The organism is Nonomuraea sp. NPDC023979, from assembly GCF_040639085.1.
GTDB lineage: Bacteria > Actinomycetota > Actinomycetes > Streptosporangiales > Streptosporangiaceae > Nonomuraea > Nonomuraea ceibae.
This window is the reverse complement of sequence record NZ_JBEZZG010000062.1, coordinates 1-19,207: the sequence shown is the minus strand read 5'-3', so window position 1 is coordinate 19,207 and position 19,207 is coordinate 1. Positions and strand designations below refer to the sequence as shown.

At 70.7% G+C, this 19,207-nt stretch carries 18 protein-coding genes, 1 pseudogene and 1 riboswitch; of the genes and pseudogenes, 7 read left to right on the top strand and 12 right to left on the bottom strand.

Features of this window, described 5'->3' with window-relative positions; all coding sequences use genetic code 11:
* Positions 1-91 precede the first annotated feature (91 nt).
* The 7 genes from AB0G11_RS48165 to AB0G11_RS48135 form a co-directional block, all read right to left on the bottom strand.
* Positions 92-316, bottom strand: coding sequence for a DUF6458 family protein (locus tag AB0G11_RS48165; RefSeq protein WP_219506502.1), 225 nt, complete (start codon positions 314-316; stop codon positions 92-94).
* A gap of 69 nt (positions 317-385) precedes the next feature.
* Complete coding sequence (locus AB0G11_RS48160; RefSeq protein WP_219506500.1) at positions 386-907, bottom strand: NAD(P)H-dependent oxidoreductase; 522 nt, start codon at positions 905-907, stop codon at positions 386-388.
* On the bottom strand, positions 904-2,241 hold the full coding sequence (locus AB0G11_RS48155) for an LLM class flavin-dependent oxidoreductase (protein ID WP_357593933.1): 1,338 nt from the start codon (positions 2,239-2,241) through the stop codon (positions 904-906). Before AB0G11_RS48155 ends, AB0G11_RS48160 begins: the two co-directional genes overlap by 4 nt.
* On the bottom strand, positions 2,238-2,993 hold the full coding sequence (locus tag AB0G11_RS48150; protein WP_308125803.1) for an ABC transporter permease: 756 nt from the start codon (positions 2,991-2,993) through the stop codon (positions 2,238-2,240). Before AB0G11_RS48150 ends, AB0G11_RS48155 begins: the two co-directional genes overlap by 4 nt.
* Entirely contained in the window at positions 2,990-3,802 is an 813-nt protein-coding gene (locus AB0G11_RS48145; protein WP_357593931.1) for an ABC transporter ATP-binding protein, read from the bottom strand. Before AB0G11_RS48145 ends, AB0G11_RS48150 begins: the two co-directional genes overlap by 4 nt.
* Complete coding sequence (locus tag AB0G11_RS48140; RefSeq protein ID WP_357593930.1) at positions 3,799-4,809, bottom strand: ABC transporter substrate-binding protein; 1,011 nt, start codon at positions 4,807-4,809, stop codon at positions 3,799-3,801. The genes AB0G11_RS48145 and AB0G11_RS48140 overlap by 4 nt, the downstream gene beginning before the upstream one ends.
* Positions 4,810-4,911: 102 nt before the next feature.
* Positions 4,912-6,717, bottom strand: coding sequence for an acyl-CoA dehydrogenase (locus AB0G11_RS48135; RefSeq protein ID WP_357593928.1), 1,806 nt, complete (start codon positions 6,715-6,717; stop codon positions 4,912-4,914).
* A gap of 103 nt (positions 6,718-6,820) precedes the next feature.
* Here AB0G11_RS48135 and AB0G11_RS48130 point away from each other — a divergent pair, with 103 nt between their 5' ends.
* The 3 genes from AB0G11_RS48130 (at position 6,821) to AB0G11_RS48120 (ending at position 8,482) form a co-directional block, all read left to right on the top strand.
* Positions 6,821-7,618 carry a class I SAM-dependent methyltransferase gene (locus AB0G11_RS48130; RefSeq protein ID WP_357593926.1) on the top strand — a complete coding sequence of 266 codons (798 nt, stop codon included), beginning with the start codon at positions 6,821-6,823 and terminating at the stop codon, positions 7,616-7,618.
* Positions 7,619-7,636: 18 nt separating this feature from the next.
* Positions 7,637-7,700, top strand: a riboswitch (guanidine-III (ykkC-III) riboswitch).
* Between the two features lie 33 nt (positions 7,701-7,733).
* Entirely contained in the window at positions 7,734-8,054 is a 321-nt protein-coding gene (locus AB0G11_RS48125; protein ID WP_219506487.1) for a multidrug efflux SMR transporter, read from the top strand.
* Between the two features lie 59 nt (positions 8,055-8,113).
* Positions 8,114-8,482, top strand: a complete 369-nt coding sequence (locus tag AB0G11_RS48120) for a VOC family protein (protein ID WP_357593924.1) — start codon at positions 8,114-8,116, stop codon at positions 8,480-8,482.
* Here AB0G11_RS48120 and AB0G11_RS48115 read toward each other — a convergent pair.
* The gene (locus AB0G11_RS48115) at positions 8,471-8,920 is read right to left on the bottom strand and encodes a hypothetical protein (protein WP_357593922.1); all 450 of its coding nucleotides are present in this window, start codon (positions 8,918-8,920) and stop codon (positions 8,471-8,473) included. The genes AB0G11_RS48120 and AB0G11_RS48115 overlap by 12 nt on opposite strands.
* A gap of 64 nt (positions 8,921-8,984) precedes the next feature.
* On the opposite strand from AB0G11_RS48115, the pseudogene AB0G11_RS48110 reads away from it, so the two are divergent.
* Together AB0G11_RS48110 and AB0G11_RS48105 are read left to right on the top strand one after the other, a co-directional pair.
* Positions 8,985-9,401 (top strand): annotated as a pseudogene (locus AB0G11_RS48110) (GNAT family N-acetyltransferase); the annotation flags it as partial.
* Positions 9,402-9,515: 114 nt separating this feature from the next.
* The gene (locus AB0G11_RS48105; RefSeq protein WP_357593935.1) at positions 9,516-9,914 is read left to right on the top strand and encodes a GNAT family N-acetyltransferase; all 399 of its coding nucleotides are present in this window, start codon (positions 9,516-9,518) and stop codon (positions 9,912-9,914) included.
* Here AB0G11_RS48105 and AB0G11_RS48100 read toward each other — a convergent pair.
* Positions 9,893-10,435 carry a PadR family transcriptional regulator gene (locus AB0G11_RS48100; RefSeq protein ID WP_357593920.1) on the bottom strand — a complete coding sequence of 181 codons (543 nt, stop codon included), beginning with the start codon at positions 10,433-10,435 and terminating at the stop codon, positions 9,893-9,895. The two genes, AB0G11_RS48105 and AB0G11_RS48100, sit on opposite strands and share 22 nt — an antisense overlap.
* 68 nt (positions 10,436-10,503) lie before the next feature.
* Here AB0G11_RS48100 and AB0G11_RS48095 point away from each other — a divergent pair, with 68 nt between their 5' ends.
* Positions 10,504-11,268, top strand: coding sequence for a hypothetical protein (locus tag AB0G11_RS48095; protein ID WP_357593919.1), 765 nt, complete (start codon positions 10,504-10,506; stop codon positions 11,266-11,268).
* Here the strand turns inward: AB0G11_RS48095 and AB0G11_RS48090 are convergent.
* Positions 11,246-13,270 carry a molybdopterin-dependent oxidoreductase gene (locus AB0G11_RS48090; protein ID WP_357593917.1) on the bottom strand — a complete coding sequence of 675 codons (2,025 nt, stop codon included), beginning with the start codon at positions 13,268-13,270 and terminating at the stop codon, positions 11,246-11,248. The genes AB0G11_RS48095 and AB0G11_RS48090 overlap by 23 nt on opposite strands.
* A 195-nt stretch (positions 13,271-13,465) precedes the next feature.
* Between AB0G11_RS48090 and AB0G11_RS48085 the strand changes: the two genes are divergently transcribed.
* Positions 13,466-15,841: a lysylphosphatidylglycerol synthase transmembrane domain-containing protein gene (locus tag AB0G11_RS48085; RefSeq protein WP_357593915.1), complete on the top strand. Its 2,376-nt coding sequence runs from the start codon at positions 13,466-13,468 to the stop codon at positions 15,839-15,841.
* Here AB0G11_RS48085 and mgrA read toward each other — a convergent pair.
* Together mgrA and AB0G11_RS48075 are read right to left on the bottom strand one after the other, a co-directional pair.
* Positions 15,810-16,808: an L-glyceraldehyde 3-phosphate reductase gene (gene mgrA, locus AB0G11_RS48080; RefSeq protein ID WP_357593913.1), complete on the bottom strand. Its 999-nt coding sequence runs from the start codon at positions 16,806-16,808 to the stop codon at positions 15,810-15,812. The two genes, AB0G11_RS48085 and mgrA, sit on opposite strands and share 32 nt — an antisense overlap.
* The gene (locus tag AB0G11_RS48075) at positions 16,805-18,856 is read right to left on the bottom strand and encodes a S9 family peptidase (RefSeq protein ID WP_308125800.1); all 2,052 of its coding nucleotides are present in this window, start codon (positions 18,854-18,856) and stop codon (positions 16,805-16,807) included. The genes mgrA and AB0G11_RS48075 overlap by 4 nt, the downstream gene beginning before the upstream one ends.
* Between the last annotated feature and the right edge of the window lie 351 nt (positions 18,857-19,207).

Sequence of the window (19,207 nt, the reverse complement as noted above, 5' to 3'; positions counted from 1 at the left end):
CCGGACCACCTACAAAGCCACCATCAGCATCAACATGCTCCGGGCCAGCCCTTGACGCCACGACCCCAGCCCTAACTGAACGGCGTTGGCTCTAGAGCTCGGGCGGGTTGTTCTCGCGGTGCATCAGCCGGTCGTCGGAGGTGCGGCCGCGCCGGGGCGCGAGCACGACGCTCAGCACGATCCCGGCGCCTCCGACGATCATGAAGATGAGGCCGATCACGTCCATGTGGACGCTCTGGCCGAACACGTCGGGCTCGATGGCGAATCTCAGGATGGCGCCGAGCGTGAGGAAGAAGATGCTGACCCCGACACCCATGACGGCCTCCAGCGACAGGCAAAGAGCTAGTACGTCCTCGGTCATACCCGGGTAACGCGGATCACACCCTCAGGACGCCACCTCCTGCCTGAGCACCGCCGCGACCTGGGGCGCGACCCGGTCGGCCCAGTCGGCGAGCACCTCGCCGAGCTGCGGCAGCCGCGACTCCAGCAGCGCCAGGCCGGGCGTGGGCACGACGGCGCCGAGCTCCACCAGCAGCGGCCGCAGGTGCACCTCGACGGCCAGGGAGTGCGCCGGGTCGCCCATGACCAGCAGGGGCAGCGCCGCGGTCCCGCGCAGCGCGGCGGGAGGCAGCCGGTCCAGGAAGGACTTGAGCAGCCCGGTGTAGGTGCCCTTGTAGGTGGGGCTGGCCACCACCAGCACGCGTGCCCCGGTGACCAGCTCCACGGCCACCTCCACGGCGGCCGACGGGGTGGCGGCGAGCAGGTGCGGCCCGAGCGCCGACAGGTCCACGACCTCGGGCGGCCCGTCGTGCCCGATCCGCCGCCCGACGGCCTCGGCGGCCGTCGAGGCCGCCGCGAGCGTCCTGGAGCCCTCTCGCGGGTTGCCGACCAGCGTGACGAGGCTCATCCGGCCACCACCAGGTCGGCGGCCCGATCGGCGGCGTAGCGGGAGCCCGGCCTGCTCAGGCCGTAGTTCTCGCGCAGCGTACGGCCCTCGTACTCGTGCCGGAACAGCCCCCTGACGCGCAGCTCCGGCACGACGTGGTCGACGAAGTCGTGCAGCCCGCTGGGCAGGAGCGGCGGCATGATGTTGAACCCGTCGGCCGCGCCGCCCTCGAACCACTCCTGGATCTGGTCGGCGATCTGCTCGGGCGCCCCGGCCACCACCCGGTGCCCACGGCCGCCGGCCAGCCGGGCGATGAGCTGCCGCACGGTGAGGTTGTCGCGCCTGGCGAGGTCCACGACGAGCTTGCGGCGGCTCTGCGCGCCCTCGGTGTCGACGCCCACGTCGGGCAGCGGCCGGTCGAGCGCGTCGTGGTCCAGCTCGATGCCGACGAGCGTGGAGAGCTGGGCCAGCCCGTAGGCGGGGATGATGAGCTCGTCCAGCTCGCGTTCCAGGCGGCGGGCCTCGCTCTCGGTGGAGCCGATGACGGGCGAGATCCCGGGCAGGACGAGCAGGTCGCCGGGCTGCCGGCCGTGGCGGGTCAGGCGGCTCTTGAGGTCGCGGTAGAACGCCCGGCCCTCCTCCAGCGTCTGCTGGGCGGTGAACACGGCCTCGGCGTAGCGGGCGGCGAACTCCTTGCCGTCCTCCGACGAGCCCGCCTGGACGAGCAGCGGATGCCCCTGCGGCGGCCGCTGGGTGTTCAGCGGGCCGCGTACGGAGAACCGCTCGCCGGCGTGCTCGATCGCGTGGATCTTGCCGGTGTCGGCGTAGACGCCGCCCGCCCGGTCGGCCACGACGGCGTCGTCCTCCCAGCTGTCCCAGAGCTTGGTGACCACGTCCAGGAACTCGGTGGCGCGGGCGTAGCGGTCGGCGTGCGCGGGCCGCTCGATGCCGAAGTTGCGCGCCTCGGCCTCGCCGGCGGAGGTGACGATGTTCCAGCCGGCCCGGCCGCCGCTGATGTGGTCGAGCGAGGCGAACTTGCGGGCGACGTGGAACGGCTCGTTGTAGGTCGTCGAGACGGTCGCGATCAGCCCGACGTGGTCGGTCACGGCGGCGAGCGCGGACAGCAGGGTCAGCGGTTCGAGCCCGCCGAGCGCGTTGTGCCGGACGTCGGCCTGCAGCGCCACCCCGTCGGCCAGGAAGACGGAGTCCAGCTTGCCCGCCTCGGCGATCCTGGCCAGCTCCTGGTAGTGGCGGACGTCGGCCAGGCGGGCGGGCTCGGTCAGCGGGTGCCGCCAGGCGGCCTCGTGGTGGCCGACGCCCATGAGGAAGGCGTTGAGGCGTAGCTGTCTGCTCATGTGGTCCTCCAGGTGCTGAAGCGGCGCTCGACGCTGACCAGCAGCAGGTTGAACAGCAGGCCGAGCAGGGAGATCGTGATGATTCCGGCGTACATGTCGGGGATGCGGAAGCTGAACTGGGCGTCCTGGATCAGGTAGCCGAGCCCCGCCTTGGCGCCGACCATCTCGGCGAAGAGCAGGACGAGGATCGCGTACGCCCCGGCCAGCCGGATGCCGGTGAAGACGGCGGGCACGGCGGCGGGCAGGATCACCTTCTGGAACAGCCGGACCGGGCCGACGCCCATCGACCTGGCGGACTTGACCAGCAACGGCTCGACCGCCCGCACCCCGCTGATGGTGTTGAGCAGGATCGGCCAGGAGCAGGCGTACAGCACGAAGGTGATCTTCGTGGTCTCGCCGATGCCGAGGATCAGCGTGAAGACGGGCAGCAGCGCGACCGCCGAGGTGTTGCGGAACACCTCCAGCAGCGGCACCAGCGTGTCGGCCACCGGCCGGTACCAGCCGATCAGCAGCCCGAGCGGGATGGCCAGCAGGATGGCCAGGCCGAACCCGGACAGCGAGCGCACCAGCGACGCCCGTACGTGCTCGGGCAGTTGACCGCCGAGCAGCAGGTCGTAGCCGGCCTGGAGGTTCACCGAGAGCGGCGGCACGAAGACCGGGTCGACCACGCCCAGCCGGGGCAGCCCCTCCCAGGCCGCCAGGAGCAGCAGGACGGCCGCCGACCGGGCGGCGGCCCGCCGGACGGCGCTCACGAGGCCCGCTCCTGCTCCTGGGCCGCCGCCACCTCGGCGCGCAGCAGGCTCCACACGTGGTGCCGGTACGCGCCGAACGCCGGGTCGGCCCGGAGGTCGCCCTCGCGCGAGTCGAACGACACCTCGACGACCTCCTTGATCCGCCCCGGCCTGGAGGTCATGACGGCGACCCGCTGGCCCAGGTAGACGGCCTCGTCGATGCCGTGGGTGATGAACACGATCGTCTTGCCGGTCTTGCGCCACACGTCCAGCAGCTCGCCCTGCAGCGACTCGCGCGTCTGGGCGTCCAGGGCGGCGAACGGCTCGTCCATGAGCAGCACGTCGGGGTCGAAGGCGAGGCTGCGCGCGATGGCGACCCGCTGGCGCATGCCGCCCGACAGCTCGTGCGGGTAGCGGTCCTCGAACCCGGCCAGGCCGACCAGGTCCAGGTAGTGCCTGGCCCGCCCGGCGCGCTCGCGGCGGGGTACGCCCTTGGCCTCCAGCCCGAACTCGACGTTGGCCCGCGCCGACCGCCACGGGAACAGCGCGTACTGCTGGAAGACCACGCCCCGGTCGAGCCCGGGGCCGGTGACGGGGGCGCCGTCGATGAGGACCTCGCCGCTGCTCGGCGCGGCCAGCCCGGCGATCAGGTCGAGGAGGGTGGACTTGCCGCAGCCGCTCGGCCCGACCAGCGTCAGGAACTCTCCTTCGCGCACGTCCAGGTCGATGTCCGCCAGCGCGGTGAACGGCTCGCCCCGGACCGTGAACGTCCGGCCCACGCCCCGGATGCCGATCTTGGTGCGGACGGCGGTCTCGCTCAGTGTCGTCATGAGGCGCTCCGGCCGGCGTAGGGGTTGAACGCGTTGGTGAAGACGTCGCCGGCCTCGACCTGGCCGGGCCTGATGTCGCCGGAGCGCTCCAGCCAGTCGATCCAGGTCTGGAACTCCTTGACGGCGATCACCCCGCCTGGGCCGGCGATGCCCGAGCTCTTCCAGTAGCGCACGGTGCTCGGGTCCTCGTTGCGGCCGCGGCGGTTGATGATCTGCTCGAACTTGGCGACCACCTCCTCGCGGGGGCGGGTCTGGGCCCAGTGCACGGCCTTGGCGAAGCCGGTCACGAACGTGCGGACGACCTCGGGGTTGTCGGCGATGAACGCCTCGCGGAAGACGACCGAGCCGGCGGTGAACGGCCCGAACAGCCCGGTGTCGGTGAACAGCGGCCGCAGCCCGCCGCGCTCCAGCGCCTTGTCCTTGAGGATGCCGCCGAGGGTGCCGACGTCGAGCTGTCCCTGGCGCAGCGCCTGCTCGGTGTTGACCGGCGGGACGACGACGAGCTGGACGCGCTCGATCTCGGCGGGCGTGAGCCCGGCCCGGGTCAGATACTCCTTGATCACGGCTTCGTGGTGCGCGCCGAGCGTGTTGACGCCGATCTTCTTGCCGATGAGGTCGCGCGCGGTCCTGATCGGGCTGTCCTCGGGCACGTAGTAGCCGCTGAACGACTTCTCGTCCGCGCCGTAGTAGCCGATCACGGCCTTGATTGGGGCCCGGGCGGCCCGGAGCTTGACGATGGCGCCGTTGAAGGCGCCGCCGAAGTCGGTCTGGCCGGTGGCTGCGGACTGGATGTCCTGCGGCCCGGAGGTGGTGTTGCCGACCCACTTCAGCTTGATGTCGCCGAGGTAGCCCAGCTCCTCGGCCAGTTCGGGGAAGGTGACCGCGCCGACGCTGCCTTGGTAGCGCAGTTCCTTCTGGACGGATCCGGCCTGGCTCGTCCCACAGGCTGCGGTGGCCAGCAGCAGCGTGGTTGCGGCAACGGCATGTCTGAAACGGCCCACTCTCATGCCGCCGAACCTAGGCGTCCGCCGCCACTAAGTCAACATTTCCTACAGGTTTAATAGGGAAATGGTGCGAAGAACGCGCCGGCCATCGGGCCGGCGCGTTCGTCAGAAGGCCTCTTCGGGCAGCTCCATGAGCTCCTGACCAGTGGCGTCGAGCGTGCGGCGCTCGGCGGCCAGGCGGGGCAGAACGGTCGTGGCGAAGAACGACGCCGCCGCGACCTTGCCCTGGTAGAAGGGGTCGTTGCCGTCCGCCAGGCGGGCCAGCGCCACCTCGGCCTGGCGCAGCAGCAGCCAGCCGATCACCAGGTCGCCCAGCGAGAGCAGGAACCGGGTGGTGTTGAGCCCGACGCGGTAGACCTCCTCCGGCTTCTCCAGCGACCCGAGCGCCCAGCCGGCCATCGTGTCGCCCATGGCCTTGACCTCGGCGGCGGCCTCGGCGAGCAGCTTGCGCTCCTCCTTGAGCCGGCCGTTGCCCGCCTCGGAGGCGGCGAACTCGTTGATCTCGGTCAGCAGTGCGCCCACGGCCGCGCCCTGGTTGCGCAGGATCTTGCGGAAGAACAGGTCCAGGCCCTGGATCGCGGTCGTGCCCTCGTACAGGGAGTCGATCTTCGCGTCCCGGATGTACTGCTCGATCGGGTAGTCCTGGAGGTAGCCGGAGCCGCCCAGCGTCTGCAGCGAGCGCGCCAGCAGTTCGTACGAGCGCTCCGAGCCGACGCCCTTGACCAGCGGCAGCAGCAGGTCGTTCATCGCGTGCGCGTGCCGGTCGTCGGGGTCGATCTGGATGGCGTCCTGGAAGGTCGCCGTGTAGAGCACCAGCGCCCGCATGCCCTCGGCGTACGCCTTCTGCAGCATCAGCTCGCGCCGCACGTCCGGGTGGTTGACCACGGTCACGCGCGGGGCGGCCTTGTCGGCCATCTTGGTCAGGTCGGCGCCCTGGAAGCGCTGCTTGGCGTACTCCAGCGCGTTCAGGTAGCCGGTGGACAGGGTGGCGATGGCCTTGGTGCCGACCATCATGCGGGCGTGCTCGATGACCATGAACATCTGCTTGATGCCCTCGTGCACGTCGCCGACCAGCCAGCCGACCGCCGGGTGCTTGTCGCCGAAGGTGAGCTCGCAGGTCGTGGAGACCTTCAGGCCCATCTTCTTCTCGACGTTGGTCACGTACGCGCCGTTGCGCTCGCCGAGCTCGCCGGTCTCCAGGTTCACGTGGAACTTGGGCACCAGGAACATCGACAGGCCCTTGGTGCCGGGGCCGTGGCCCTCGGGGCGGGCCAGGACCAGGTGGAAGATGTTCTCGGCCATGTCGTGCTCGGCGCTGGTGATGAAGCGCTTGACGCCCTCGATGTGCCAGGTGCCGTCGTCCTGCTGGATCGCCTTGGCGCGGCCGGCGCCCACGTCGGAGCCGGCGTCGGGCTCGGTCAGCACCATGGTGGCGCCCCAGTTGCGCTCGATGGCCAGCTCGGCGAAGCGCTTCTGCTCCGGGGTGCCGACCTTCCACAGCGTGTAGGCGAAGTTCGGGCCCGCCGCGTACATGTACAGCGCCGGGTTGGCGCCCAGGACCATCTCGGCGGTGGCCCACGCCAGGCTCCGCGGGATGCCGGGGCCGCCCAGGTCGGTGGGCAGGTCGAGGTGCGCCCAGCCGCCGTCGACCAGCGTCTTGAACGACTTCTTGAAGCCGTCGGGGATGGTGACGGACCCGGTGGCGGCGTCGAAGACGGGCGGGTTGCGGTCGCCCTCCTCGAACGAGTCGGCCAGGACGCCCGTCGCCAGCCGCTCGGCCTCATCCAGGATGCTGCGGGCCGTGTCCTCGTCCACGTCCGCGTACGGGCCCCTGCCGAGGATCTCGCGTCGCCCGAACACCTCGAAAAGGTTGAACTCCAGGTCACGCACGTTGCTCTTGTAGTGGCCCATGGGTGCAGCTCTCCTTGAACCGAGTCCTTCATCTACCGGTGAGTAACCTTACTAGCAATGCTACCCGCCGGTAACCATGGATATGCGTGGCATGCTCATCTCCGTGGATGCCGAAGAACTCGCCGCGAGATGGCGAGAGCGCCTGGAATCCTGGGCCATTCCGCCGGAGATCCTGGCCGCGGCCCCGGTCGATCCGTGGGGCTATCCGGTGAGCCGGTTCACCAGCCGCACCGACAGAGCGCTCGCCGAGCCCGACGACGGGCCCACCATGACGCGCGTGAGGCAGGCGCTGCCCGAGGGCGGCACGCTGCTGGACGTCGGCTCGGGACCGGGCGCCTCGTCGCTGCCGCTGCGCGAGCGCATCGGCCACCTCTACGCCGTCGACAGCTCGCCCGAGATGCTCGACGAGCTCTCGGCCCGCGCCGACAAGCTGGGCGTGCGCACCACCGCGATCGCGGGCCGCTGGCCGGACGTGGCGGACGAGGTGCCCGAGGTCGACGTGTCGGTGGCCGCGCACGTGGTCTACAACGTCCCCGACCTGGCGCCGTTCCTGTTCGCGCTCGACTCGCGCACCCGCCGCCGCGTGGTGCTGGAGCTGCCGCACCGCCATCCCATGAGCTGGCTGGCGCCGCTCTGGCAGCACTTCCACGGCGTCGACCGTCCCGTGCGGCCCGTCGCCGAGGACTGCGTGGCGCTGGCCGCCGCGCTGGGCTTCGCGGTGCGCGTGGAGGAGCGCGAGGCCCCGCTGGAACGATTCAGCTCCCTGGAGGAGCTGGCCGCCAGCGCCTGCCACCGCATCTGCCTCGACCCGGCGCGGGCCGACGAGGTGGCGCGCACGGCGCAGGAGATGGGGATGTGGCCGATGCCCCGCGACCGCTGGGTCACGATCTGGTGGGAATGATCGCGGCCCTGGGGGCGTTCCGTGTTGTGAGCACAGCTCCCGGACGAGACGCGCCGTACCCGGTAGGTAAAGACGACGCATGACACTGCAGTCCCGCTGAAGGAGTCATGCCACGATGGCCTGGATCATCCTCGTTCTCGCCGGCGTCGCCGAAGTCGCGATGGCCCTGTCGCTCAAGCTCAGCAACGGTTTCACCCACGTGTGGTGGTCCGTCTCCTTCCTGCTCACCGCGCTCCTGAGCTTCGGCATGCTCGCGTACGCCCTCAAGTCCCTCGAGGTCGGCACCGCGTACGCCGTGTGGACCGGCATCGGCGCGGTCGGCACGGCGGTGCTCGGCATGCTGGCCATGGGCGACGACGTCTCGGCGATCCGCCTGATCTCCATCGGGCTCATCCTGGCCGGGGTCGTCGGGCTCAACCTGGCCGGCGCGCACTAACCGGCTTGACTCGATTGCCGGTGTCGCGATTGAGTGGCCGAATGATCGAGATTCACGCTGTGACCATTGACTGCGCCGACCCGTACGAGCTCGCCACCTGGTGGAGCAAGGCCACGGGCCTCCCGCTCGGCGACGGCGACATGCCGGGCGACGACGAGGTGATGCTGCGCACCAAGCACGACCCGTTCCTGCTGTTCATCCGGGTGCCGGAGGGCAAGTCCGTGAAGAACCGGCTGCACCTGGACGTCAACGGCACCGAGGGCCGCACCCGCGACCAGGAGGTCGAGCGCCTGCTCGGCCTCGGCGCCACCATCTACGACGACCGGCGCGACGAGAACGGCATCGGCTGGGTCACCATGCGCGATCCCGAGGGCAACGAGTTCTGCGTCTGCCGGAGCGAGGCCGAGCGGGCCGCCTCAGCGAGCTGAGCGCGCCCGGCCCTGCATGGTGAGGGTGAGCACGGCGGCGATCACGTAGACGAGCAGTCCGTGCCAGCCGGCGTGCACCGCCGAGCCGAACACGCCCTCCCCGTCGAGCACGAGCTGCACCGGGTAGTCGAGCACCGCGGTGATGCCGGCCGGCAGCAGCGCGAACTTCCACGGGTGGCGCAGGCCCCACACGCGCGCCTGCCGGGTCACCCGGTCGCCCTCCTCGGGCTTGGACACCGCGCCCACGGCCGCGATCAGCGCGAACAGGCTGATGCCCAGCCCCAGCGCCCACACCATGTCGCCGCCGCCGCCGAGCAGCCCGACCCCGAAACTGGTCGCGGCGACGGCGCCACCGCCGATGACGGCGGCCTTCCACGGAGCGCCGCGCAGGGCGGCGGCGGACAGCGAGACTTCATCACGTCGGGTGATTTCGTTCATGTCCTCAGCGTGCCTCCGGCCGCCCCCTGCCCACATCGGGGATGGACCCTGACCAGTCCCTGACATGATGCAGTTCATGCGAGATGTCACGATTGAGCAGTTCGGCGCCGGCGAGTGGGAGCGGCTGAAGGCGATCCGCCTGCGCGCGCTCCAGGAGGCGCCTGACGCGTTCGGGTCCTCCTACGAGCGGGAGAGCGCGTTCACCGCCGAGACGTGGGCTGAGCGGCTGTCAGGGTCGTGGTGGCGGGTGGCCGTCATCGACGGCGGCGACGCCGGGCTGGTGTGCGTGCGGGTCGAGGAGGGCCGGGCGCACCTGCTGTCGATGTGGGTCGCGCCGGAGGCCAGGGGCCGCGGGGTCGCCTCGCGGCTGGTCGACGCGGCCGTCGCGCACGCCAGGGAGGTCGGCGTGGACGAGGTCGAGCTGTGGTGCGTCGACCACAACACGGCGGCCAGGGCGCTGTACGCGAGCAAGGGGTTCACCCCCAGCGGCAAGAAGATGGGCCTGCCGTCCAACCCCGACATCCCCGAGTCCCACTATGTCCTGTCCCTGCTCTTCCGCCGGGCCCGCCGGGACGACGTGCCCGCGATCGTGGCGATGCTGGCCGACGACCCGCTCGGCGCCACCCGCGAGGGCGACCCGTCCGACGAGCGCTACCTGGCCGCCTTCGACCGCATCGACGCCGACCCGTACGACGAGCTGATCGTCGCCGAGCGCGACGGCAAGGTGGTCGGCACCATGCAGCTCACCTACCTGGCCGGGCTGTCGCGGCTGGGCGCCGAGCGGTGCCAGATCGAGGCCGTCCGGGTCGCCGCCTCCAGCCGGGGGGAGGGGCTGGGCCGCAGGATGATCCAGTGGGGCATCGACCGGGCCCGCGCCCGGGGCTGCGCCATGGTGCAGCTCACCTCCGACAAGTCCCGCGCCGACGCGCACCGCTTCTACGACTCGCTCGGCTTCACCGCCTCGCACGAGGGCTACAAGCTCGCGCTGAGCTGAGCCAGCATCCACCTGCACCAGTCGGCCCGGTGCCGCTCGTAGCCGAGCCCGCACCGCAGCGTCGCGTAGTTGCCGAAGCGCGGGTCGCCGATCGGCGGCGGCCCGCCGAACAGCTCCTCCTCGCGCTCGTAGTCGGCCAGCCTGGCCTCGTGGCGGGCGAGCTGGTCGGCGAAGAGCCGCCGCAGCGCCTCCGGCTCGGCGAGCCAGGCCGTGTAAGTCTTGAGCACCAGCTCGTCGCGCTCCGGCCGCTCGCGCGGCGGCTCGGTCACCCACTCGCGCAGCGCCGCCGTGCCCGCGCCGGTCAGCCGGTAGATCTTCTTGTCCTGCGGCCCTGGCCCCGCCTGCGTCTCGTACGCGACCAGCCCTTCGGCCAGCAGTTTCTGCAGCTCGGTATGGATCTGGCTGTGCCTGGCCGTCCAGAAGTAGGCCACCGGCCGGCGCATCGCCTGGGCGATGTCGTACCCGGTGCGCTCGCCGCGGGCCAGCACGGCGAGGATCGCGAATCCCAGCGTTGAGGTCATGGTGCGTCCAGAGTATTGTTCCTGGCAACTATGTCACTTCTGACATAGTCTCAGAGAAAGGGGCGGCCATGCGCGCGATAGTCGGCTCGTTGGGACTCGTACTGGTGCTGACCGCTTGCGGAGGCGCGGTCAGCACCTCGGCCGCCCCCAGCCCGTCACCACCACCTAGCACCACCCCGGCGCCCACGCCCACCCCGACGCCCACGCCGACGAAGGCGAAGGGCCCCAACGTGAGCGGCTGCTACACCCGCGACGACGGCAAGATCTTCACCTACGGCGACGACATGCCCGGCGTCATCACCGGCAAGGGCGAGGTCGGCGTCGTCATCACCTACGAGCGGCGCGGCAACGTGTGCTCCTGGCGCCCGCTGTCCGACCGGCTCGTCGCCGCCGGCTACCGCGTCCTGCTGTACGCGCGCAAGTCCGTCGACCTGCCCGAGGACACCGCGCTGGCGATGGCCAGGCGGCTGGCCAAGGAAAAGGGCGTCGAGCGGGTCTTCCTGGCGGGCGGCTCGATCGGCGCCACCGTCTCGGCGACCGCCGCGCTGGAGCTGGGGGACAAGGCCGCCGGGGTGATCGCCCTGTCAGGCGCGATCGACGCCGCCGAGGCCGCGAAGCTGAAGGTGCCGCTGCTCCAGATCGGCACCGAGCACGACAGCTACGGCGGCGCCGACGACCTGCAGACCGCGCACGACGCCGCCACCCGCGCCCCCGACCGGCAGATCCACGTCATCAAGGGCGAGAGCGCGCACGCCTCCGACCTGTTCCGGGGCCCCTACGCCACCGAGGTCATCGACCGGGTCGTGGCGTTCATGGACCGGCACAAGGGCTGAGCTCCACCAGGTTGTCGTGGTAGACCGCACCCCTGCCCAGGTCGGCGTCACGCTCGGCGACGACCGTGTTGGGGTTGGCGCCGCCCGGGCTGAGCTTGGGCCAGCGGCCCTTGGGCGAGGCCACCACGCCGGGCGCCACCCGGTCGCTGATCTCGACGTCGGCCAGGAAGCCGCCGCCGGCGTTGTGCACCCGCACCCGCTGCCCGTCGCTCAGCCTGCGCGCCCGCGCGTCGGCCGGGTTGACCAGCACGACCGGCTCCTTGGCCCGCCGCCGCAGCTCCGGATTGTTGCCGAAGGTGGTGTTGAGGAACGTGTGCGGGGCCGGCGTGATCAGCGTCAGCGGGTACGGGCCGCGCCCCGCCGTGCGCGCCGACAGCGACGGCACGTACGCCTTGCCCGGCGGCGGGAACCGCAGCCGGCCGGACCGGGTCGGGAAGCCGTCGGCGTGCGGCGTGAAGGGATCGGGGTAGTTCATCCGCACCCAGCCCTCCTTGCGCAGCCTGTCGACGGTGATGCCCTCAAGCGAGGAATGCCCGCTGGACAGCAGGTTCTCGGCCAGCTCCAGATCCGTGTCGAACAGGGACGGCTCGGTCATCCCCATGTGCGCCGCCAGCCGGCGGAAGGTCTCGGTCGTCGACAGGCACTCGCCCGGCGGCGGGCTCGCGGGCTCGTTCCACAGGAGGTAGAGGTGGCCGTAACCGGCGTGCAGGTCCATGTGCTCGGTCTGCATCGTCGCGGGGAGCACGATGTCGGCGTAGTCGACCGTGTCGGTCGGGAACTGCTCCATGACGACCGTGAACAGGTCGTCGCGCATCAGCCCGCGCCTGATCCGGTTGCTGTCGGAGGTCGAGCCGACCGGGTTCGCGCCGTAGACCCACAGGCACTTGACCGAGTCGGGGTCGGCCAGTTCGGAGGCCAGCCGCGTCATGGTGAGCGTGCGCACCGGCTTGGCCAGCAGGTCGTCGCGCGTGTCGATGTTGACGTGCACGTGGTCGCTGGTCGAGTAGGCGACGCCGCCGCCCGGATGCTGCCAGTCGCCGGTCACGGCGGGGATCGCGGCGATCGTGCGCATCGCGGTGCCGCCGCCCTCGTGGCGCTGGATGCCCATGGTGGCGCGGATCGCGGTGGGCCGGGTGTGGGCGAGCCTCATCCCCAGGCTGTGGATGTCGGCGGCCGGGATGCCGGTGATCTCCGCCGCCGTCTCGACCGGATATTTCAGGATCTCGGCGCGGAAGCTCTCCCACCCGTCGGTGTGCCGGGCCAGGAAGTCCTCGTCCTGCGCGCCCTCCGCCAGCACCACGTTCAGCAGGCCCAGCGCGAGCGCCGCGTCGGTGCCCGGCCGGATCGCCAGATGCTGGTCGGCCTGGTCGGCGGTCCTGGTGCGGATCGGGTCGATCGCCACCACGTGCGCGCCCTCGGCCCGCGCGTCCTGCACGAACTTCCACAGGTGGTGACCGCTGGTGAGCGTGTTCGTGCCCCACAGCAGGATCAGCCGGGACTGCGCGAAGTTCTCCGGGTCCATGCCGCCGGCCGTGCCGTTGGTCAGCCGGAGACCGGAGGTGCCCGCCGCCGAGCAGATGTTCAGCCAGTGCCGCGAGGCGCCCAGCATGTTCCAGAACCGGCGGCCGGCCACGCCCTCGCAGCCCTGGAGGTAGCCCAGCGTGCCCGTGCCCTGGTAGGGCCAGATCGCCTCGCCGCCGTGCTCCTCGACGATGCCGCGCAGCCGTACGGAGATCTCCTCCAGCGCCTCCTCCCAGGAGATGCGCTCGAACTGCCCGGACCCCTTGGGGCCGGTGCGGCGCAGCGGGTGGAGGATGCGGTCGGGCGCCCGCGTCTGCTCCAGGTAGCGGTTGACCTTCACGCACAGCGCGCCGCGCGTATAGGGATGGTCGGGGTTGCCGCGCATCTTGACCGCTTCGCCGTCCCGCACGGTGACCACCCAGGAGCAGGTGTCCGGGCAGTCAAGCGGACACGCTCCCAGCACCTTCAGTTCGCCCGACATGCGTCACAGCTTATGTGGAGCCCCTGCGGCGCGGTCAGGGGGAGTTCGCGGTAGAAATCAAGGTGAAGGGTTGGAGCTCCACCGACACGGGGCTCACAGATCGTACGATGCGCCCGGAAAGGTGCAGAATCACTGTCGGTGGCCGAAATCAGAGAAAGCGAAGACGCGGAGGACCTCTCGGAAGGGGATCCAGCCGTGGGCGAAGCGCGCCCTGACGCGGACGTCTACGTCGTCGAGCCGCTCCTGCCCCAGCGCCTGCGCAGGCCCTCCGACCTGCTGCGGCTGTTCGCCACGCTGCTCACGCTCGGCGCGGTGATCCTGCTCGCGCTGGTGGCCAAGCAGACGCTCAGCGGCCTCGAACGCGACGTCAGCGAGGGCACCGCCCTGGTGCCGCTGCTCAGCCGCGTCGCGACCTTCGTCGGCGGCGCGGCCGTGCTCATCGTGCCCGTCGCCTTCGCCGTCGAACGGGTCTTCCACCGCGACGGCCTGCGCGTCGCCGAAGGGCTCATCGCCGCCATCGTCGGCATGGTCGGCTCGTTCCTGCTCGGCCAGTGGCTGGTCGGCGGCAACGTCGACGACCTCGGCAGGCTGCTCACCGGCGGCCGGCCCATCGAGCCGCTCAACACGCTGCTCACCTCCGTCACCGCCTACGCCACCGCCGTCCGCATCTCCCGCCGCCCCACCTGGCGGGCGCTCGTGTGGACCGTGATCGGCCTCGACATCCTGGCGCTCTACTCCGGCGGCCAGATCACCCTGCCCGGCGCCATCGTCACCGTCCTGGTCGGCATGGCGATGGGCTACGCCACCCTGTACGGGATCGGCAGCCCCAACACCAGGCCGCCCGGCAACGCCGTCGTGGCCACGCTGCGCAGGCTCTCGTTCTCCCCGGTGTCGGCCCGCCGCATCGAGGACGACCACCAGGGCAGCCGCCGCTACGCCGTCGGGCTGGCCGACGGCGCGAGCCTCGACGTCACCGTGCTCGACCGCGACCGCCAGGTGGCCGGCCTGCCGTACCGGCTGTGGCGGCGCATCCGCCTCAACTCCGAGACCCGGCGCAAGGCCATCAGGTCGCTGCGCGCCGAGCTGGAGCGCGAGGCGCTCATGGCCTACGCCGCCCAGGCCGCCGGGGCCAGCACGCCCCGCCTGCTCGGCACCAGCGAGATCGGCACCGAGGCCGCGCTGCTCGTCTACGAGCACCTCGACACCCGGCCGCTCGACGAGGTGCCCGACGAGGAGATCAGCGACGACGTCCTCGCCCAGATCTGGGAGCAGGTCTCGCTGCTGCAGATCCAGCGCCTCGCCCACCGCAGGCTGACCGGCGACGGCATCCACCTCGACCGGGCCGGCCGCGTCGTGCTCACCGACGCCCGCAGCGGCGAGATCGCCGCCGGCGACCTGCTGCTGCGCCTCGACATCGCCCAGCTCCTCACCTACCTGGCGCTGCGCGTCGGCGCCGAGCGGTCCGTCAGGGCCGCCAGCGCCGTCATGGGCTCCGACGCGCTGGCCACCGCCATGCCGCTGCTCCAGCGCATCGCGCTCACCCGCGAGACCCGCGCCGCGCTGAAGAAGGACAAGCACCTGCTCACCGCGATCCGCGAGCAGATCGTCGCGCTCAAGCCGCAGAGCAAGCCGGAGGAGATCCGGCTGGAGCGCTTCCGGCCGCGCACGCTCGTCACGATCATCGCCAGCACGTTCGCCGCCTACATCGTGCTGTCCCAGCTCAGCCGGGTCGACGTGGTGCAGGTCGTCACCACCGCCAACTGGGCCTGGACCGGCCTGGCGCTGCTCGCCTCGTTCGTCAGCTTCGTGGCCGCCGCGCTGATGCTGCGCGGCTTCGTGCCCGAGCACCTGCCGCTGTGGCGCACGGTCCTGGTGCAGTTCGCCGCCTCGTTCGTCAAGCTCGTCGCGCCGGCGGCGGTCGGCGGCGTCGCGATCAACACCCGCTACCTGCAGAAGCGCGGCATCGTCCCGGCGCTGGCCGTGGCCAGCGTGGGCGCCTCGCAGCTCGTCATGATGGTCTTCCACATCGGCCTGCTGCTGCTGTTCGCCTACATCACCGGCTCCAACACCGCCACCACGTTCACGCCGTCGCGCGGCCTGGTCGTGGTGCTCCTGTCGGTGGCGCTGCTGGTCGTGGTGCTGTTCGGCATCCCGCCGGTGCGCCGGTTCATCACCCGGCGGATGCAGCGGCTGTTCGCGAACGTGCTGCCCCGGCTGCTCGACGTGCTGCAGACGCCACGCAAGATGATCGAGGGCGCCGTCGGCACCCTCATGATCACCATCGCCTTCGTGGCCTGCCTCTACGCGTGCGTCCACGCGTTCCGCGGCGAGATCGACTTCACCACGGTCGCGGTCGTCTACCTCACCGCCAACGCCATCGGCTCGGCCGCGCCCACGCCGGGTGGCCTGGGCGCGGTCGAGATCTCACTCACCGCCGGGCTGAGCGTCGCGGGAGTGCCGCCGACCCTGGCCACCTCGGCCGTGCTGCTCTACCGGCTGCTCACGTTCTGGCTGCCGGTGCTGCCGGGCTGGGCGTCGTTCACCTACCTGCAGCGGCACGAGGCCCTGTGATCTCGTCGATCGCCTTGAGCTCGTCCTCGGTGAACGCCGGGCCGTCCACGCACGCCACGTTGTCCTCCAGCTGACGCACGCTGCTCGCCCCGATCAGCACGCTCGTGACGCGAGGGTCGCGCAGCGTCCACGACAGCGCCATCTGGGCCAGGCTCTGCCCGCGCCCCCTGGCCAGCTCGTCCAGCGAGCGCGCCAGCTCCACGTCGATCTGCTTCTCGCTGAGGAACCGGCTGGTCGCCGCCCGCGAGTCCGCCGGCACGCCCTTCAGGTAGCGGTCGGTCAGCAGCCCCTGCGCCAGCGGCGAGTAGACGATGCAGCCCATGCCCGCCTCCTCCAGCGTGTCGAGCAGTCCGCCCTCGATCCACCTGTTGATCATCGAGTAGGACGGCTGGTGGATGAGCAGCGGCGTGCCCAGCTCCCGCATGATCCTGGCCGCCTGGGCGGTCTGCTCCGCCGAGTAGTTGGAGATGCCCGCGTACAGCGCCTTGCCCGAGCGCACCGCCCGGTCCAGCGCGCCCATGGTCTCCTCCAGCGGCGTGTCCGGATCGGGCCGGTGGCTGTAGAACACGTCCACGTACTCCAGGCCCATCCGGCCCAGCGACTGGTCCAGGCTGGCCAGCAGGTACTTGCGCGACCCCCATTCGCCGTACGGGCCGGGCCACATGTCGTAGCCGGCCTTGGTGGAGATGACCAGCTCGGCCCGGTACGCGGAGAAGTCCTGCCGGAAGATCCGCCCGAACGTCCGCTCCGCCGACCCGTACGGCACGCCGTAGTTGTTGGCCAGGTCGAAGTGCGTCACGCCCAGGTCGAAGGCCCGGCGCAGGATCGCCCGCGAGTTCTCCAGCGGCCGGTCGTCACCGAAGTTGTGCCACAGCCCCAGCGACACCGCCGGCAGCTTCAGCCCGCTGCGCCCACTCCGGTTGTACGGCTGCCGCTCGTAGCGGGCGGCGTCGGCCTCGTACGTCATGCTGTCCCTCTTTCGATGATCCACGACAGCGCGAACGCCTCCTCGCGCCAGGCGTCGTACCGTCCGCTGCGCCCGCCGTGTCCCGCGCCCATCTCCGTCTTCAGCAGGAACGGCCCGCCCTTGGCCGTGGCGCGCAGCCGCGCGATCCACTTGGCCGGCTCGTGGTAGAGCACCCGCGTGTCGTTCAGGCTGGTGATCGCGAGAATCGGCGGATACGTTCTGTCGTCCACGTTCTCGTACGGCGTGTACCCCTTCATGTACGCGTACACGTCCGCGTTGTGCAGCGGGTCGCCCCACTCGTCCCATTCGATCACCGTCAGCGGGAGCGACGGGTCGAGGATCGTGTTCAGCGCGTCCACGAACGGCACCTCAGCCACCACGCCCGCGAACTCCTCCGGAGCCAGGTTGACCGCCGCGCCCATGAGCAGCCCGCCCGCCGAACCGCCCCTGGCGATCACCCGCCCGCTCCACCCGGCCTGCTTGAGATGCCGGGCCGCGGCCACGAAGTCGGTGAACGTGTTCCTCTTGCTGGTGAGCTTGCCCTCCTCGTACCAGCGCCGGCCCATCTCGCCGCCGCCGCGCACGTGCGCGATCGCGAACACGAACCCCCGGTCCAGCAGCGACAGCCGCGGCACCGAGAAGCCCGGGTCGATCGACGTCTCGTAGCTGCCGTACCCGTACAGCAGCGTCGGAGCCGGCAGCGTCGTGTCCTTGCGCTTGACGACGGAGATCGGGACCTCGGTGCCGTCCTCGGCCGTGGCCCACTCGCGGAACTGCTCGTAGTCCTCGGGGTCGTAACCGCCGAGCACCGGCCGCCGCTTCAGCAGGATCAGCTCCCGCGTGGCCAGGTCGTAGTCGTAGACGCTGGCCGGCGTCACCATGCTGGTGTAGGCCAGGCGCAGCCGGTTCGTCACGAACTCCGGGTTCCCGGCCGGCCCGACGTCGTACAGCGGCTCAGGAAAGTCGATCTCGTACGGGGCTTCGCCCTCGGGCAGCACCCGCAGCCCGGTCAGGCCGTCACGGCGGAAGTGCACGACGGCGTGGCCCGCGAACGCGTCGATCTCCAGCAGCCGGGTGTCCTCCCGGTGCTCGATCACCGGCGTCCAGACGCCGGGGTCGTCGAGCGGCGCGGTGGCCAGCTCGAAGTTGCGGGCGTTCTCGTTGTGGAGCACGTAGAAGAAGTCGCCCGCGTGCTCGATGCCGTACTCGACGCCGGTCTTGCGGGGCCGCACCAGCCTGAACTCGCCCGCCGGGTCGGCGGCGTCGAGGATGCGCACCTCGCTCGTGATCTTGCTGCCCGCGCCGAGCACCAGGTAGCGCTCGCTGCGGGTCAGCCCGATGCCCACCCAGAACCGCTCGTCGGTCTCCTCGTAGACGAGCACGTCCTCGCTGGTGCCGAGCGTGTGCCGGTAGACCTGGTAGGGCCGCCAGGCGTCGTCGACCCGCGTGTAGAAGAACGCCGACCCGTCGGCCGACCAGGCGCCGCCGTAGAAGATGTCGGTGATCTCGTCTTCGAGCAGCTCGCCCGTCGCCAGGTTCTTGAACCGCAGCGTGAAACGCTCGTCGCCCTTGAAGTCGGTGGAGTAGGCCAGCATCGTGCCGTCGGGCGAGACGGAGCTGGTGCCGACGGAGAAGAACGGGCTGTCGCCGGCCAGCTCGTTGCCGTCGAGGATGACCTGCTCGCGGTCGAGGCGCTCGCCCGGCGTGATCTCCGGCGGCGTGTCGCCGTCGGCGGGGACGCGGCAGGAGGTGGCGTACTGCTTGCCCTCCTCGGTGCGGGAGAAGTACCACCAGCCGCCCTTGCGGCTCGGCACCGACAGGTCGGTCTCCTGCGTGCGGCCCTTGATCTCCTGGAAGACCTGCTCCTGGAGCTCGGTCAGATGGGCGGTCTCCTCCTTGAGAAAGGCGTTCTCCGCCTCCAGGTAGGCGATCGTCTCCGGATCGTCTTTGTCGGTAAGCCAGGCGTACTCGTCGATCACGGTGTCGCCGTGATGGGTGCGCTCAGCCGGAACCTTCTTCGCCACAGGGGGCGTGTTGCCTCTGCTCACGTGGGGGAGTCTATGGTCGGCCGTGATCGATTTGTGGCCTGGCGGCGCAGGCAACACGGCACGAACGGTCTTGGGCGCTGCTAATCTTTAGAAGCCGACGCGGTGCGGCGCAACCCAACCTCCTCACTCAGGTGATTTCGGTATGGGCTGTGCGGCTGGCGAAGGCACTCCTCGCAAGCTGGTAAGTTAGCGGGGCGTCGAAATTCCAGCAGGTCGAGCAAGTCCGGTCAATTTGACAGAGACTTGAACGGCTGAGAGAATTAAGACACAACGAAATGAGCGCCTCTCGCAGGACTGGGGAGCAAGCGTCCGTTTCTTGAGAACTCAACAGTGTGTCAAAAGCCAGTGCAT